At 36.8% G+C, this 17,942-nt stretch carries 13 protein-coding genes; 12 read left to right on the forward strand and 1 reads right to left on the reverse strand.

Features of this window, described 5'->3' with window-relative positions; genetic code table 11:
- Window positions 1-92: 92 nt before the first annotated feature.
- The 9 genes from VI621_RS05025 (at window position 93) to VI621_RS05065 (ending at window position 14,030) form a co-directional block, all read left to right on the forward strand.
- Window positions 93-1,622 carry an MFS transporter gene (locus tag VI621_RS05025; RefSeq protein ID WP_324217288.1) on the forward strand — a complete coding sequence of 510 codons (1,530 nt, stop codon included), beginning with the start codon at window positions 93-95 and terminating at the stop codon, window positions 1,620-1,622.
- Complete coding sequence (gene pgmB / locus VI621_RS05030) at window positions 1,615-2,271, forward strand: beta-phosphoglucomutase (RefSeq protein ID WP_324217289.1); 657 nt, start codon at window positions 1,615-1,617, stop codon at window positions 2,269-2,271. Before VI621_RS05025 ends, pgmB begins: the two co-directional genes overlap by 8 nt.
- 77 nt (window positions 2,272-2,348) lie before the next feature.
- Window positions 2,349-4,652 carry a glycoside hydrolase family 65 protein gene (locus VI621_RS05035; RefSeq protein ID WP_324217290.1) on the forward strand — a complete coding sequence of 768 codons (2,304 nt, stop codon included), beginning with the start codon at window positions 2,349-2,351 and terminating at the stop codon, window positions 4,650-4,652.
- A 58-nt stretch (window positions 4,653-4,710) separates the two neighbouring features.
- The gene (locus VI621_RS05040; protein ID WP_324217291.1) at window positions 4,711-6,549 is read left to right on the forward strand and encodes a glycoside hydrolase family 13 protein; all 1,839 of its coding nucleotides are present in this window, start codon (window positions 4,711-4,713) and stop codon (window positions 6,547-6,549) included.
- Between the two features lie 82 nt (window positions 6,550-6,631).
- Window positions 6,632-9,007, forward strand: a complete 2,376-nt coding sequence (locus VI621_RS05045; protein WP_324217292.1) for a TIM-barrel domain-containing protein — start codon at window positions 6,632-6,634, stop codon at window positions 9,005-9,007.
- Window positions 9,008-9,013: 6 nt separating this feature from the next.
- Window positions 9,014-10,666, forward strand: coding sequence for an alpha-amylase family glycosyl hydrolase (locus VI621_RS05050; protein WP_324217293.1), 1,653 nt, complete (start codon window positions 9,014-9,016; stop codon window positions 10,664-10,666).
- An 8-nt stretch (window positions 10,667-10,674) separates the two neighbouring features.
- Complete coding sequence (locus tag VI621_RS05055) at window positions 10,675-12,030, forward strand: alpha-amylase family glycosyl hydrolase (protein WP_324217294.1); 1,356 nt, start codon at window positions 10,675-10,677, stop codon at window positions 12,028-12,030.
- 84 nt (window positions 12,031-12,114) lie between these two features.
- Window positions 12,115-12,822 carry a glycerophosphodiester phosphodiesterase gene (locus tag VI621_RS05060; protein ID WP_324217295.1) on the forward strand — a complete coding sequence of 236 codons (708 nt, stop codon included), beginning with the start codon at window positions 12,115-12,117 and terminating at the stop codon, window positions 12,820-12,822.
- A complete protein-coding gene (locus VI621_RS05065) occupies window positions 12,819-14,030 on the forward strand; it encodes an NAD(P)/FAD-dependent oxidoreductase (RefSeq protein WP_324217296.1) in 1,212 nt (403 codons plus the stop codon). The genes VI621_RS05060 and VI621_RS05065 overlap by 4 nt, the downstream gene beginning before the upstream one ends.
- Window positions 14,031-14,076: 46 nt before the next feature.
- Here VI621_RS05065 and VI621_RS05070 read toward each other — a convergent pair whose 3' ends face one another.
- Window positions 14,077-14,553 (reverse strand): TspO/MBR family protein, encoded by a 477-nt coding sequence (locus VI621_RS05070; protein ID WP_324217297.1) that lies wholly within the window; start codon window positions 14,551-14,553, stop codon window positions 14,077-14,079.
- Between the two features lie 102 nt (window positions 14,554-14,655).
- Here VI621_RS05070 and VI621_RS05075 point away from each other — a divergent pair, with 102 nt between their 5' ends.
- The 3 genes from VI621_RS05075 to VI621_RS05085 all read left to right on the forward strand — a co-directional run bounded on the left by VI621_RS05075 (window position 14,656) and on the right by VI621_RS05085 (window position 17,729).
- A complete protein-coding gene (locus VI621_RS05075; protein ID WP_324217298.1) occupies window positions 14,656-15,744 on the forward strand; it encodes a diphosphomevalonate decarboxylase in 1,089 nt (362 codons plus the stop codon).
- Window positions 15,745-15,822: 78 nt separating this feature from the next.
- The gene (locus VI621_RS05080) at window positions 15,823-16,761 is read left to right on the forward strand and encodes a mevalonate kinase (RefSeq protein WP_324217299.1); all 939 of its coding nucleotides are present in this window, start codon (window positions 15,823-15,825) and stop codon (window positions 16,759-16,761) included.
- Window positions 16,762-16,811: 50 nt separating this feature from the next.
- A complete protein-coding gene (locus tag VI621_RS05085; RefSeq protein WP_324217300.1) occupies window positions 16,812-17,729 on the forward strand; it encodes a geranylgeranylglycerol-phosphate geranylgeranyltransferase in 918 nt (305 codons plus the stop codon).
- Window positions 17,730-17,942 lie beyond the last annotated feature (213 nt).

The following is a 17,942-nucleotide window of genomic DNA, read 5'->3' on the forward strand; positions in this document are numbered from 1 at the left end:
CGCGATTATCAAGCTTATACTTTTACTTCGAAAATAAATTTAAGTCTTGATAAGCATAACGCTTATCGTTTATAAATTATTAAACAACGATAATGGAAAAGCGTAAATTAGGTTTCTGGGAAATTTGGAACATGAGTTTCGGTTTCTTAGGGATACAGTTCGGTTTTGCCCTACAAAACGCAAATACGTCAAGAATTTTTGACACGCTTGGCGCAGATGTAGACAAAATTGGTCTTTATTGGTTAGCAGCACCTCTTACAGGATTAATCGTGCAACCAATAGTTGGATATTTTTCAGATAGAACTTGGACAAAGTTAGGAAGAAGAAGACCCTATTTCTTAGTGGGTGCTATTTTATCAGCCATCACGTTAATCATCATGCCCAACTCTCCAACCCTTTGGATAGCTATTGGAACCTTATGGATTATGGATTCGTCCATTAATATTTCTATGGAACCTTTTAGGGCTTTTGTGGGCGATAATTTACCCGAAGAACAAAGAACATTGGGTTTTGCCATGCAAAGTTTTTTTATCGGAATCGGTGCCGTTGTAGGCTCAGCGCTACCTTATGTCTTTACGAATTGGTTCGGAATTGAAAATACAGCTCCTGAAGGAATTATCCCTTCGTCTGTAAAATGGTCCTTTTATGTCGGTGGAATTGTATTTTTTCTAACCGTTCTATGGACCGTTTACAAATCCAAAGAATATTCTCCCGAAGAATTAAAAGCTTTTGATGAATCAAAAAAAGCGTCACTTACAAATCAGGAAGAACTATCAGACAAAACTGGTGTTACGATAAAAAAACAATTACTCATTGGTTTGGTTTTACTGTTGATTGGGGCTTTAGCTTCCGTTTATGTCCACCACATCAATTCTCAAGGAAATGATCACAAAGAACTCTATATACTTTCTGTAGGATTATTGGTTGCGGGACTTCTTTTTACGATGGTCTCACAACTTCGAAAAAGCAATGTCAGCAATGGTTTTACCATCATTGTGACCGATTTATTAAACATGCCAAAAACGATGAAACAACTCGCTTGGGTTCAGTTTTTCTCTTGGTTTGCCTTATTTGCGATGTGGATTTACACCACAAAAGCAGTAACAGGACATGTATTTGGTACGAATGACACTACCTCAAAATTATATAATGATTCTGCCGACTGGGTTTCAGTGATGTTCACCGTTTATAATGGTGTTGCGGCTGCCGTTGCCTTTTTATTACCCGTCCTGGCCAGAAAAACCAATAACAAAATCACACACATGTTAGCGCTAATTTTTGGTGGAATCGGACTGATCTCCATTTATTTTCTTTCAGATAAAATAGGATTATTATTGGCTATGGTTGGTGTAGGTATCGCTTGGGCAAGTATTTTATCCATTCCTTATTCCATGTTATCTGGTGCTCTGCCTTCTAACAAAATGGGGTATTATATGGGTGTTTTCAACTTTTTTATTGTAATCCCGCAAATTGTTGCCGGAACTATTTTAGGATTTTTAATAAAAGAATTCTTCAATGGAGAACCGGTTTACGCACTGATAATCGGGGGTTGTTCCATGATTCTGGCAGGACTATTAACGCTTGGTGTTTCCGCCAACAAAAAGATTGACATCAATGAATAAAAAAGCATTTATATTCGATTTGGACGGTGTAATCGTTGACACGGCGAAATATCATTTTTTAGCCTGGCAAAAATTAGCCCAGGAATTAAATATCGAATTTACCACAGAACACAACGAAGAATTAAAAGGTGTAAGCCGCGTACGTTCCCTTGATATCATTTTAGAATTAGGCAAAATTGATGCTTCGCACGAAGAAAAAACCAAATGGCTCATTCAAAAAAATGAAGTTTACTTATCCTATTTAGTAGATATGGATGAAAGAGAAATTTTGCCGGGCGTTATGCCGATTTTAGAATTTTTGAAAGAAAACAATCAATTAATTGCCTTGGGATCCGCGAGTAAAAACGCCAGGCCTATTTTAGAAAAAACAAAAATCATCCATTATTTTGACGCTATAGTCGACGGAAATGATGTGTCCAATGCAAAACCCGATCCGGAGGTTTTTCTAAGAGCTGCACAATTACTGAATACCTCTAACAAAAATGCCATCGTTTTTGAAGATTCGGTTGCCGGAATTCAAGCCGCCAATGTAGCACAAATGATAAGTATTGGCATTGGTAAAAATGAAATATTGCATGAAGCAAAGTTTATCTTCAAAGACTTTACAACCATGGACTTTGACTTTATTGAAGCTTTGATTAAGAAATAATATACGAAACGGATAAAGTTAGAATCACACTAATTTTAAAATGTCAATCTCAGTTGAAAAACTATTAAATTAAACAAATGAATCAAGATTATATAAAACCAGATAACTGGTCCATCATTGAAGAAGGATTTGATTTCGAGCGAGCAAAATCATCCGAAAGCCTTTTCAGTATTGGAAACGGCGCGATGGGGCAACGTGCTAATTTTGAAGAAAATTATACAGGACCTACATTTCAGGGAAGCTATATTGCCGGAATTTATTATCCTGACAAAACCAAAGTAGGCTGGTGGAAAAATGGTTATCCTGAATATTTTGCCAAAGTACTGAATGCCCCAAACTGGATTGGAATCGATATTGAAATTAACGGAGAAAATCTGGATTTAGCTACTTGCAAAACCATCTCCAACTTCCGAAGAGAACTGAATATGAAGGAAGGCTGGTATCATCGTTCCTTTGAAGCCTCTTTGCAAAACGGAACTGAAATCTCGGTAAACGTGCGTCGTTTTCTTTCATTGGATTTAGATGAAGTCGGCATGATCAATTATGAAATTATACCTTTAAATAAGGAAGCCAAAATAGTTTACAAACCCTATATCGATGCCGGCGTTACCAATGAAGATGCCAATTGGGATGAAAAATTCTGGGAACCGCTCGAAGTAAAACATTTAGAAAATGAAGCTTTTGTAACGGCCAGAACGTTCAAAACCCATTTTAAAGTGACTACTTTCATGCAAAATACCATTTTTGCAAATGATAAAGATCTCAACCTTTCTCCGGAAAAGGTGGATGCTTCAAATGATAAAGTACAATTTAGCTATTCCGTTACTGCCGCTCAAGGCGAAAAATCATCCATCCAAAAAATGGGCGGTTATACGGTTTCTCTTAATCATGAAAACACGCTTTCTGCCGCAGAAAATGCAATACAAAAGGGTTTAGCAAAAGGGTACGATCAATTATTACAAGAACAGATTGCTGCTTGGGCAAAAATTTGGGAAATGTCAGACATCACAATCGAAGGCGATGTAAAAGCACAACAAGGCATTCGTTTTAATATTTTTCAATTGAATCAAACCTATTTAGGAAAAGATTCCCGTTTGAATATTGGTCCAAAAGGATTTACCGGTGAAAAATACGGCGGTTCCACGTATTGGGATACCGAAGCCTATTGCATCCCGTTTTATATGGCGACCAAAGACCAGCAGGTTGCCCGAAACTTACTGACTTACCGTTACAATCAGTTGGACAAAGCCATTGAAAATGCAGAGAAATTAGGCTTTACAAACGGCGCCGCTTTATATCCGATGGTAACGATGAATGGGGAAGAATGCCATAACGAATGGGAAATTACTTTTGAAGAAATTCACAGAAACGGAGCCATCGCATTTGCCATTTTTAATTATTATCGTTTTACTGGAGATTACTCTTATATCCCTGAAAAAGGTTTGGAAGTTTTAATCGGAATTGCCCGTTTTTGGCATCAAAGAGCGAATTATTCGACCAATCACAATCAATATGTGATTTTGGGCGTTACTGGCCCGAATGAATACGAAAACAACGTAAACAATAATTTCTACACGAATTATATAGCCAAATGGTGTATTGATTATACGTACGAGCAAATTCAAAAAGTGTCCTTGGAATACCCTTCCGACCACAAGAGAATTACCGAAAAAGTAAAACTTACCCATACAGAATTACATTCCTGGAAACAAGTGGCAGACAATATGTATTTCCCTTATTCCGAAGAACACAAAGTGTATTTGCAGCAAGATGGTTTTTTAGACAAAGATTTAGTTAAGGTCGCCAACTTGGATAAAAGCCAAAGACCAATCAATCAAAAATGGTCCTGGGACAGAATATTGCGTTCGCCTTATATCAAACAAGCAGACGTTTTACAATGTTTTTATTTCTTCGAAGAACATTTTTCGAAAGACGAATTGAAACAAAATTTCGAGTTTTACGAAGCATTTACAGTCCATGAAAGTTCGCTTTCTCCATGTGTCCATTCGATACAAGCGGCCGTTTTAGACAAAATGGATATGGCCTATACTTTCTATTTAAGAACGTCCCGACTGGATTTAGACGATTACAACAAAGAAGTCGAAGAAGGTTGTCACATCACAAGTATGGCAGGAACATGGATGAGCATCGTAGAAGGTTTTGGAGGAATGCGTGTAAAAAATGACGCGTTACATTTCTCTCCAAAAATTCCAAAAGAATGGAATGGTTATTCCTTTAAAATCAATTTTAGAAACCAAATACTGAAAGTTTCCATCAGTCAAAATGAAACTAAATTATCGCTCGAAGGTTCAAAAACCTTAACCGTTTTTGTGAACGGAAAAGCGATTTTGGTAGAACCGGATAACTTGGTGACAGTTTAATAAAACTTAACCCTTTCAGCGTTTCAGGCGCTGAAAGGGTTTTTTAAATTAAAATAAAATGAAAAAAATAATCTTTCTATTCCTTTTTATTTCATCCGCAATTTTTGCTCAAATCGACAAGGTTGAACCACCTTTTTGGTATGCAGGAATGCATAATCCGGAATTACAAATCATGTTCTACGGTAAAAATATTGCCCAAAACGAAGTTTCTGTTTCCAATAATACCATCATTAAAAATATTCAAAAAACCGAAAATCCTAACTACGTTTTCGTAACCATCGACACAAAAAATAGTACAGCCCAAGATTTAGTTTTTTCCTTTTCGAAAAATAAAAAAGTGGCTTTCACCAAAAAATATTCCTTAAAACCTCGAAGAGAAAATTCCGCTTTGCGCAAAAGTTACGATGCTTCAGACCTAATTTACCTGATTATGTCCGACCGATTTGCAAACGGAAACCCGAATAACGACAGTGACCAATCGGTTACCGAAAAAGCCGACAGAAACAATCCCGGCGGCAGACACGGCGGCGACATCGAGGGAATGATAAAAAATTTAGATTACCTCAAAGAATTGGGCGCTACGGCACTTTGGCCAACACCGCTTTGCGAAGACAACGACAAACAATATTCGTATCATACTTATGGCCAGTCCGATGTTTATAAAATCGATCCGAGATATGGAACCAATGAGGATTATGTCCGATTGTCATCAGAATTGCACCAACGCGACATGAAACTAATCATGGATTACGTGACCAATCATTGGGGTGCAGAACATTGGATGATGAAAGATTTGCCAACTTACGACTGGGTGCATCAATTTCCCGGTTATGCGCAAACCAATTACCGAATGACTACGCAATTCGACCCAAATGCTTCCGAAATCGACACCAAAATATGCATGGACGGCTGGTTTGTAAAATCAATGCCGGATTTAAACCAATCGAATCCATTGCTGTTAAATTATCTGACACAAAACGCAATTTGGTGGATAGAATATGCCGATTTAGATGGATTTCGTGTCGACACCTATTCCTACAATGACAAAGAAGGTATTGCAAAATGGACCAAAGCCATCACGGATGAATATCCAAATTTCAACATTGTTGGCGAAGTCTGGATGCACAATCAGTCGCAAATGGCCTATTGGCAAAAAGACAGTAAAATTGGAACCATTCAAAATTACAATTCCAATTTACCAAGTGTGATGGATTTCACTTTACACGATGCTTTTGGCAATGTTTTCAACGAAGATGAAGGCACTTGGGACAAGGGAATGATTAAAGTGTATGAGAATTTTACCAATGATTTTCTTTATCCCAATCCTAATAATCTTCTGACTTTTGTCGAAAATCATGATACCAATCGTTTTAATGAAATTTATAAAAACGATTTCAAAAAATACCAAATGGGAATGGCTTTACTTGCCACAGTTCGTGGAATTCCGCAATTGTATTATGGTTCAGAAATTGGCATGAGCGGCGACAAAAATAAAGGGGATGCCGACATCCGCAAAGATTTTCCCGGTGGATGGTATGGTGATGCCAACAACGCTTTTACTCAATCTGGAAGAAATACTGAACAACAAAAATTCCATGATTTTACCTCCAAATTATTCAATTGGAGAAAAACCAATGAAACGGTTCATTTCGGCAAAATGAAACATTATATCCCGGAGAATAACGTCTATGTTTATTTTCGTTATACGGATACTAAATCGGTTATGGTGGTGATGAATAATAACACCACGAATCAAACCATAAAAACCAATCGATTTCAGGAAAGCATTCAAAATTATAAAACCGGAAAAGAGATTTTATCCGGAAAATCAATTGATTTGAAGAATGAAATCTCAATAGAAGGAAAATCGGTTCTAATATTAGAATTGGAAAAATAATTAGGAGCTATTTCCCGCTTTTGCCTTTATCTCTTCACTGCGTTACGAGGATACCGGCGCAATCGGGGCTAAAAAAAACCATATGAACAAGACTATTTTCAGAATACTGATTTTATTTATTTCCACCACAGTTGCTTTTGCCCAAAATGCAAACAGGAAGTATGAAAATTTCAAAGAAGGCAACAATACTTTAGAAATTAAAACTTCTGATGGTATATATCGTATCAAACCCTACTCGGATAAAATTGTAGAAACCTCCTTCATTCCAAATGGAGAAACATACAATCCAAATTCCCATGCAGTTGTTTTAGTTCCAAAAACCGGAATTTCAAAAGTAACCGAAGATTCAAATTCAATCCGATTTACAACTAAAGGAATCGTAGTTGCCATTCAGAAATCACCTTTTAAAATTTCATACTTCTATAAAGACAAACTGCTTCTTTCTGAAAAAAACGGCTACACCAAAAAAGATTCTACAGAAATTATAGATTTTAATTTAGATAACTCCGAAGTGCTTTACGGTGGTGGTGCGCGCGCTTTAGGAATGAACCGAAGAGGAAATCGTTTACAATTATACAATCGGGCTCATTATGGCTATGAAACCCGTGCCGAATTAATGAATTTCACGATGCCCATCGTAATGTCGTCAAAAATTTATGCCGTTCATTTTGATAATGCACCCATCGGTTATTTGGATTTAGACAGTAAAAAAGACAATACTTTAGCTTACGAAACCATTTCCGGTAGAAAAACCTATCAGGTAATTGCAGGAGATTCCTGGACAGATTTAATCTCCAATTATACAGATTTAACAGGAAAACAGCCTTTGCCAGCCCGTTGGACATTAGGTAATTTCTCGAGTCGTTTTGGGTATCATTCGCAAGACGAAGTGCTAAAAACTATTGACAAATTTAACAACGACGAAATCCCTGTTGATGCCATTATTTTGGATTTATATTGGTTCGGAAAAACGGTTCAGGGAACCATGGGCAATCTGGATTGGGATAAAGACAACTTCCCTACTCCAACAAAAATGATTGCCGATTTGAATGCCAAAGGTGTAAAAACCATTTTAATTACCGAACCTTTTATTCTCACCACTTCCAACAAATGGGAGGAAGCCGTGGGAAAAAAAATCCTGGCAACCGACAAATCAGGAAGTCCATTTAAATATGATTTTTACTTTGGAAACACCGGATTAATCGACATTTTCAAGCCAGAAGGAAAAGAGTGGTTTTGGAACATTTACAAAAATTTAATCAATCAGGGCGTTGGCGGCTGGTGGGGCGATTTGGGAGAGCCGGAAGTACATCCCTCAAAATTGCAACACGCTATTGGAAGTGCCGATGAACTGCATAACATTTACGGACACAATTGGGCAAAACTTGTTCAGGAAGGATATCAGAAAGAGTTTCCGAACCAGCGTCCATTTATTCTGATGCGTTCCGGTTATTCCGGTTCACAGCGATTTGGAATGATTCCTTGGTCCGGTGATGTCAGCAGAACTTGGGGCGGATTGCAATCTCAAACCGAAATCGCATTGCAAATGGGAATGCAGGGAATGGGTTATATGCATTCTGATTTAGGCGGATTTGCGGGAGATTATTTTGACAATGAACTATACATTCGTTGGCTGCAATACGGTGTTTTTCAACCGATTTTCCGTCCGCATGCACAGGAAGATGTTGCTTCTGAACCCGTTTATAAAGACATCGTTACCAAAGCAAAAGCTAAAAAACAGATAGAATTGCGGTATCAGATGCTGCCTTACAATTATACTTTGGCCTTCGAAAACAATCAAAAGGGAACACCTTTGATGCGACCATTATTTTTTGAAGAACCTGCAAACCTTAAATTATCAAATATTTGCGAAACCTATCTTTGGGGAAATGATTTTTTGGTGACTCCAATTACTAAAGCCGGAATTACTTCAACCTCTATTTATTTTCCAAAAAATAATAACTGGTTTGATTTCTATTCTGATAAAAAACAGTCAGCCGGAACCACTTCAACTATCGCCGTTACAGAAGATCACATCCCGGTTTTTGTTCGTGGCGGTGCTTTTATTCCGATGATAAAAACGATTCAAAACACTTCTAAATATAGTATTGAAAATTTTGAATTACATTATTATTTTGATAGAAAAACTACTGAAAGCAAAGGAATTCTTTATGATGACAATGGAGAAACATCAAATGCTTTTGAAAAAGGAGCATTTGAAATTTTGAATTTTAAAAGTGTTATTAAAGCTAAAATTTTAACTATCAAATTGAACTCGGAAGTTGGAAAAAGCTATCAACCAAAAGACAAAAATGTCACATTGATTATTCATAACATCAAAGCAAAAAAAGCAACATTAAACGGAATATCAATTTCATTTAAAACAAATAAAAACAGCATTGAAATCCCTATTTCTTTGAAAAAAGGATCTGAAAATGAAATCAAAATTCAACTGTAAAAGCCTATGAAAAATCTGTTTACACTATTGTTTTTTACATTGCTTTTCTCCAGTTGTTCTTCAACTAAAGAAACCGCAAAAAAAGAAACCAAAACACCTTTCGTTTGGGAAGGCGCCAATGTTTATTTTCTGTTAACCGATAGATTCAAAAATGGAAATCCTGACAACGATTTGAATTTCAACCGAACAAAACCTACCGGAAAACTCCGTGGTTTTGAAGGCGGTGACATACGAGGAATTATCCAAAAAATTGACGAAGGTTATTTTGACAAATTAGGAATAAACGCCATTTGGCTTACCCCCGTTGTAGAACAAATTCACAATGGCGTGGATGAAGGAACCGGATTTTCCTATGGATTTCATGGGTATTGGGCAAGAGATTGGTCGAGCCTTGATCCCAGTTTTGGAACCAAAGCAGATCTTGCGGAATTGGTTGCCAAGGCGCATGCAAAAGGCATTCGTGTTTTACTTGATGCGGTAATTAATCACACCGGACCGGTCACGCCGGAAGATGCTGTTTACCCAAATGACTGGGTCAGAACGGCTCCAAAATGCACTTACAATTCTTATGATTCTTATATCAATTGTACGCTTGTGGAAAATCTTCCCGATGTAAAAACCGAAAGCAATCAAGAGGTAACTGTTCCTCAATTTTTAGTGGAAAAATGGAGAAAAGAAGGTCGGTATGAACAAGAAATGAAATCATTAGACGCTTTTTTTGCAAAAACAGGCTATCCAAGAGCGCCACGATTTTATATTATGAAATGGCTGTCCGATTACATTACTGATTATGGAATTGACGGCTACCGCGTGGATACTGTGAAACATACCTATGAAAATGTTTGGGCTGATTTCAAAAAAGTTTGCAATCAGGCTTTTGCAGATTACAAGAAACAGAACCCGAAAAAAGTATTGGATAATAATCCGTTTTTTATCGTGGGAGAAGTTTACGGATACAACATTGGTGGAAAATTGCTTTATGATTTTGGTGACAAAAAAGTCAACTATTTCGAAAACGGATTCTCCAGTTTAATCAACTTTGACTTTAGAAACGAAGCGAAAATGGGTTATGAACCCGTGTTTTCTAAATACTCAACTATTTTAAACTCCGATTTAAAAGGGTTCAGTGTCATGAATTATGTGTCTTCCCATGATGACAGCTGGCCTTTTGACAAAAAAAGAGAAAAGCCTTTTGAGGCAGGAACCAAATTGTTGTTGGCTCCCGGAATTTCCCAAGTATATTATGGAGACGAAAGCGCAAGGTCATTAGACATCGAAGGCACTCAGGGTGATGCCACTTTGCGGTCATTCATGAATTGGGATGACATTAATAACAACGAAAAAACAAAAGAAATCCTGACTCATTTTCAGAAATTAGGTCAATTCCGAAAAAACCATCCAGCGGTAGGTGCAGGAATTCACAATCAAATTCAAGCGAAGCCTTATATTTTCAGCAGGACTTTTGAAAAAGATACTTTCACTGATAAAATCGTTGTAGCATTAGATATGCCCAAAGGAGAAAAAAACATTTCTACAGGAACTGTTTTTGAAGAAGGCACAACATTAAGAGATGCCTATTCCGGAAAATTCACGACCGTAAAAAATGGAAAGGTGACCTTAAACACCGACTATGAAATTGTATTATTAGAACTAAAATAAAAATAATTATGAAAAAAATCGTCTTATTAGCCTTAAGCTTAACTTTATTGCTGAGCTGTAAAAAAGAAGAGAAAAAAGAAATAGCAGATGCAACTCAGGAAATAGCACCATTTTCGGATGCTGTTCCGGAAGGTGCGGTCATTTATGAGGCCAATATTCGTCAATATTCACCTGAAGGTACGTTTGCCGCTTTCGCAAAAGACATTCCAAAATTGAAACAATTAGGGGTCAAAATCCTTTGGGTAATGCCTATTTATCCGATTGGAATCGAAAAAAGAAAAGAAGGTTTGGGCAGTTATTATTCCATTAAAGATTACAAAGCCGTAAATCCTGAGTTTGGAAAACTGGAAGATTTCAAAAATCTGGTAAAAACGGCACATGAAAACGGAATTTATGTAATTCTGGACTGGGTAGCCAATCATACGGCCTGGGATCACGCCTGGGTAAAGGAACATCCTGAATATTATGCCAAAGACAAAGACGGCAAAATGATTTCTCCTTTTGATTGGACTGATGTCGTAAAATTGGATTACAACAACCCGGCGATGCGAAAAGCAATGGTCGACGAAATGAAGTATTGGTTAACAGAAGCAAATGTTGACGGTTTCCGTTGTGATGTAGCAGCAGAAGTACCAACCGATTTCTGGGATAATGCCTCTGCTGAATTAAAAAAAACCAAACCGGTTTTTATGCTGGCTGAAGCCGAAAAACCAGAGTTATCCAAAAAAGCTTTCGAAATGGCTTACGGTTGGGAATCACACCATATCATGAATGATATTGCTCAAGGCAAAAAAACAGTAAAAGACTGGGACAACTACATCACTAAAAAAGATACGACTTGGGAAAAAGATGATTTTACCATGTATTTCACTTCCAATCATGATGAAAATTCCTGGAACGGAACGGAATATGAAAGAATGGGCAATGCGGTAGAAACTTTTGCTGCGTTGACTTATGTTATTCCCGGAATGCCTTTAATTTATAATGGTCAGGAATATGATTTCAACAGAAGATTAAAATTCTTTGTCAAAGATTCATTGACTACCACTAAAGGAAAAATGTTTCCGATTTATGAAAAATTAGGAAAATTAAAAAATGAAAATGTTGCACTGAACGGTGGAAAAAATGCAGCTTCTTATAAAAGAATAGCTTCCTCATCTGACCAGAATATTCTGGCTTTTGAAAGAGAAAAACAAGGTAAGAAAGTGATTTTTGTAGGTAATTTGTCTAAAGCTAATCAAACTTTTTCTTTGCCAATAGAAGGTGAATTCACTGATTATATTTCAGGAAATAAAGTTGTTTTTACCAAAGAACAAAAACTAACTTTTAAACCTTGGGAATACAAAATTTTATTGGCGGAATAAATTTCAATAAATCCATTAAAAAGCACAAATCATTCCGGTTTGTGCTTTTTTTATTTTAGTTACCTTTGTAAAAAGTTTCTGTAAATGCTCAACATTGCTCATCGTGGCGCCAAAGCCTATGCCCCCGAAAACACTTTGGTTGCTTTTCAAAAAGCGATTGACATGAATGTCGATGGTATCGAACTCGATGTACATTTGTGTAAAACAGGTGAATTAATCGTTATGCATGATTACACGGTCGACAGAACGACTAACGGAATGGGTTTTGTAAAGGAACTGTCGCTTCAGGAAATCAAAACTTTATTCATCAACAATCAATTTGACACTAGACTTGTAGCCGAAATGCCGCAGCAAATCCCAACATTAATCGAGGTTTTTGATTTGGTAAACCAAAAATGCCTGATCAATATTGAACTTAAAGGAAAGGCAATGGCAAAGCCTGTAATGGAATTGATTGAGTTTTACATCAATGAAAAGCACTGGAAATACGACCAGTTTTTAATTTCCAGCTTCGACTGGTTAGCGTTGTTAGACATCCATTTATCGGATTCAAAAATTCCTCTGGGTGTTTTGACAGAATCTGATTTAAATCTAGCTTTTGCTTTCGCCAAATTCATAAATGCCCAATCCATACATTCTTATTATCATTTATTGACTAAGGAAAACACCGCTAAAATGCAGGAAGAAGGCATTCAGGTATTTGCCTGGACTGTCAATGAACCCGAAGACATCCAAAAAATAAAATCATTCAACGTAAACGGAATTATCTCCGATTTCCCAGACAGAATATGAACCAGAATTATGACATTATAATCGTTGGCGGCGGCGCGGCGGGTTTTTTCACCGCTATTAATATCGTAGAAAAAAATCCGAAATTAAAAGTCGCCATTCTGGAACGCGGGAAAGAAGTGTTGACGAAAGTTCGTATTTCCGGTGGCGGAAGATGTAATGTAACACACGCTTGTTTTGAACCTAATGAACTAGTGAAATTTTATCCTCGTGGCGAAAAAGAATTGCGTGGTCCTTTTCATCAATTTTGCTCCGGCGATACTATCGAATGGTTCGAAAAACATGGTGTAGCATTAAAAATTGAAGCCGATGGCAGAATGTTTCCAGTTTCCAATTCATCGCAAACGATTATTGACTGTTTTCTGAATGCGACTCAAAAATTAGGGATTTCGGTTTTAACCGGCCAAAGCGTGCAGTCGATTTTTAAAAAGGACGATTTATGGAAAATTGAAACGCAAAGCGAAACTTATATCACCGAAAAATTAATTTTGGCCACAGGAAGCAATCCTAAAATGTGGGAAATGCTGCAGGAATTCGGTCATGCCGTCGTAAGTCCGGTTCCTTCCCTATTCACTTTTAACATTAAAGATGCAAGAATAAAAGAATTGCCGGGCGTTGCTGCACAAGTTACCGTAAAAGTAAAAGACACTAAACTCACTTCAACCGGACCGTTATTAATTACCCATTGGGGAATGAGCGGTCCTGCGATTTTGAAATTGTCGGCTTGGGGCGCACGAACTTTGTTTGAAAAAAATTACCAGTTTACGATTTTTGTGAATTGGCTGAATGATGTAGATACCGAAGACGCTGAAAAAATCTTAAAAGAATTAAAACTGGAACATTCCAAAAAAGCCGTTTCCAAGAAATCGCCTTTTGAATTCCCGAATCGTCTTTGGGAAAGTCTGGTGCTTGCATCTGGAATCGAAAGCGAAACCAAATGGGCGGATTTATCTAAAATGCAATTGCAAAATTTAGCCAATCAATTAACCAATGCCAGTTTTCAGGTTAATGGGAAAAGTACGTTTAAAGAAGAATTTGTAACTGCCGGCGGAATTGATTTAAAGGAAATCAACTTCAAAACCATGCAAAGTAAATTACACGAAAACCTTTATTTTGCAGGTGAAATTGTAAATATTGATGCGATAACCGGCGGATTTAATTTCCAAAATGCGTGGACCAGCGGATTTATTTTGGCGAATAGCATAACGTAAAACAAAAACCCTTTCAGAGTTTAAAACTCTGAAAGGGTTAGCATTTTTATTTATTCAACCACCAGATACTGGCATTCAAAACCGTGGCAAAACTCACCCAAGCCAAATACGGAATGAATAAATAACCCGCGATTTTATCGATTTTCGCAAACTTGATATAGGTTTCATAAATCATCAGCCACAATAACACAATTTCGATAAGTGCCAACAACGGGTTTTTTAATCCAAAAAACAAATACGACCATAACGCATTTAACGCCAGTTGAATCGCAAAGAAGATTAAGGCTTTTCTAACCGCTTCTTTTTCGGAATCAATTCGGTTCCAGACCAATCCTGCGGCAATTCCCATCATGATGTAAAGCATGGTCCAAACCGGTGCAAAAACCCAACTCGGCGGATTAAAACTTGGCTTTATCAATGTCGGAAACCAGGTTTCGATACTCGATTGGGTTACTAAACTGGAGAAATAACCTACGGCAAGACAAGTGACCACAACGGTAAGAATTCGCGTTAATTTATTCATGATGATTTTTTTTCAAATTTAATCAAAACTTTATAGTGTTTCAATAAATAAACGAATCAGCGTATAAATCAAAAAAGTATCTTTGCGTAAATTTTTAAGTTCATGATTTCAGCAAACGATTTTATTCCATCAAAATATACGCATTCGGTTGAAAAAGGCAGTTTCCAGTGGAGCGCGCCCAGTAATATCGCTTTAGTGAAATATTGGGGAAAAAAGGACCATCAGATTCCGGCAAATCCATCGGTAAGTTTTACGTTGAATAACTGTAAAACGATTACCAAATTGGCTTTCGCTAAAAAAGTGAATGATGGGAATTTCTCTTTCGATTTGCTTTTTGAAGGAAAACCCAAAGAAGATTTCAAACCGAAAATTCAGAAATTCCTGGAACGGATTGAACCCTATTTGCCTTTTTTGAAGGAATATCATTTTACGATTGATACGCAAAACACGTTTCCGCACAGTTCCGGAATTGCTTCTTCCGCATCTGGAATGGCGGCATTAGCCATGAATTTAATGAGTTTGGAAAAAGAGTTGAATCCTGAAATAAGCGAAGACTATTTCTACCAAAAAGCCTCTTTTCTGGCGCGTTTGGGTTCCGGAAGCGCTTGCAGAAGCGTAAAAGGAAGTCTTGTGGTTTGGGGAAATCACGCAAATATTAAAGGAAGTTCTGATTTGTTTGGTGTAGAATTTCCAAATAAAATACATGCCAATTTTAAGAATTATCAGGATACCATTTTGTTGGTTGACAAGGGCGAAAAACAGGTTTCGAGCACCGTCGGACATGATTTGATGCACGCTCATCCTTTTGCCGAAAGGCGTTTTGCACAAGCGCATGAAAATTTAGACAAATTAATTGCTGTTTTTGAAAATGGTGATTTAGACCAATTCATCAAAATTGTGGAAAGCGAAGCCTTGACTTTGCATGCGATGATGATGACTTCGATGCCCTATTTTATTTTGATGAAACCCAATACTTTGGAAATCATCAATGCGATTTGGAAGTTCCGAAATGAGACGAAAATTCCGGTATGCTTTACACTCGATGCTGGCGCTAATGTGCATGTTTTGTATCCAAATAATGTCAAAGAAAAAGTTTTGCAATTTATTAAGAACGAATTAGTTGGCTATTGCCAAAATGGGCAGTACATTTGTGACGAAATTGGAAATGGAGCTCTTTTAATTAACAATTAAAATCAATTGTTTTTTGTTGTATCTTTATTCCAATAAAAAATACTGTTCACCGTTAACTTTATAACTGTCAACTGCCATATGAAAGGACCTCTGTTTTACTCAAAAATATTACTCTTCGGAGAATACGGCATTATTCAAGACTCAAAAGGATTATCTATTCCCTATAATTTTTATAACGGCGCGCTGAAAACAGACGTGAATTCTTCTGCAGAAGCCATTAAATCCAATGGAAATTTGAAACGTTTTGTTTCCTATTTAGAAACGTTGCAAAACGAACAACCGCAATTGGTTACTTTCGATTTAACGACTTTGAAAAATGATGTGGAAGCAGGAATGTACTTTGATTCCAGTATTCCGCAAGGATACGGAGTGGGAAGCAGCGGTGCTTTAGTGGCTGCGATTTATGATAAATATGCGCAAAATAAAATCACGGTTTTAGAAAATCTGACTCGTGAAAAATTATTGCAGTTAAAAAATATATTTTCTCAAATGGAATCTTTTTTCCACGGAAAAAGTTCTGGTTTAGACCCTTTGAATAGTTATTTGAGTATTCCGATTCTTATTAATTCCAAAGATAATATTGAAGCCACCGGAATTCCAAATCAAAGTTTTGACGGAAAAGGCGCGGTGTTTTTATTAGATTCAGGTATTGTGGGCGAAACGGCTCCGATGGTGAGTATTTTCATGGAAAACCTGAAAGACAAAGGATTCCGTGCGATGTTGAAAAACCAATTTGTAAAACATACTGATGCCTGCGTAGAAAATTTTCTTGGTGGCGATATGAAATCACTTTTCGAGAACACCAAAAAATTATCAAAAGTGGTTTTGAATAATTTCAAACCAATGATTCCAGAGCAATTTCACAATATCTGGCAACAAGGGATTGACACTAACGATTACTATCTGAAATTGTGTGGTTCCGGCGGTGGCGGTTACATCCTGGGTTTTACACAAGATTTAGAAAAAGCAAAAGCTTCTTTGAAAGATTATAAACTCGAAGTGGTTTACCAGTTTTAATCCAAACTCTTGAATCCTAAAAAGGAAACTTCAAACATTAAATTCTTAAAATGTTAAGCAGGAAGAACAAGCTTTTACTAATGAAAATTGTCAGTTTGTTCTCTGTCGTTAGAGGTTACAACATTCCAATAATTGTTTTGGCGCAATACCTTTCGGCCATATTTATTCTTGCTCCCGAAAAAAGAGCCTTGTCGGTATTGCTGGATTTCAACTTGTTTATTATCGTTTTGGCATCCTCGCTTACGATTGCTTCGGGTTATATTATCAATAATTTTTATGACAGCAAAAAAGATTTAATCAACCGTCCAAACAAATCTATGTTAGACCGATTGGTAAGTCAAAAAACAAAATTGAACGTTTATTTTACACTGAATTTTATCGTTGCCTTTTTGGCTTTTTTCGTTTCGTGGCGGGCCGTTTTGTACTTCTCGGTTTATATTTTCCTGATTTGGTTTTATTCTCATAAAGTAAAAAAATATCCTATTATCGGTAATTTGATGGCTGCTTTTATGGCGGTTTTGCCATTTTTCGCGATTCTTTTGTATTATAAAAACCTTTATGAAGTCATCTTTGCACATGCCACTTTTTTGTATTTATTGCTTTTGATTCGGGAGATGATTAAAGATTTGGAAAATATCAGAGGTGATTTGGCTAATGATTACAAAACCATTCCTATTATATATGGCGAAGCGGTTTCGAAAAAAATCATTACTGCTTTGACCATTTTTACGGTGGTTCCGGTTTATGTTTTGATTGAAATTTATAATGTTGGTTATATGGACATTTATTTTTATATCTGTTTGATTATCCTGATTTTCTTCCTGCTTTATTTATGGAAATCGGAAACTAAGGGACAGTTTTTATTGCTTCACAATGTGTTGAAATTTCTGATTGTTGCCGGTGTTTTCTGTATTGTTCTTATTGATCCTTCGGTTTTGTGGCATGGAAGAAATTTGTTGTTGCAGTAGGTTTTTTTTTAAATCCTTTCAGAATTAAAAGGAATACTTTCCTCGAGAAATCCCAAGCTTCTCGATTGGCTTAGCCCCGATAGGAAGCGGCATCCTTTTTTGAGACGATTTTTTTTCGGCTAAAAAAAGATATAGCGGATAGCGGGAAATAGCTCCTGAAAAGCCTACCTAAAATAAATGAACTCCCTTATTAATTAGATAGTTAGCGTTTTA

The sequence above is a fragment of the Flavobacterium sp. genome (assembly GCF_035292545.1).
Taxonomy (GTDB): Bacteria; Bacteroidota; Bacteroidia; order Flavobacteriales; family Flavobacteriaceae; genus Flavobacterium.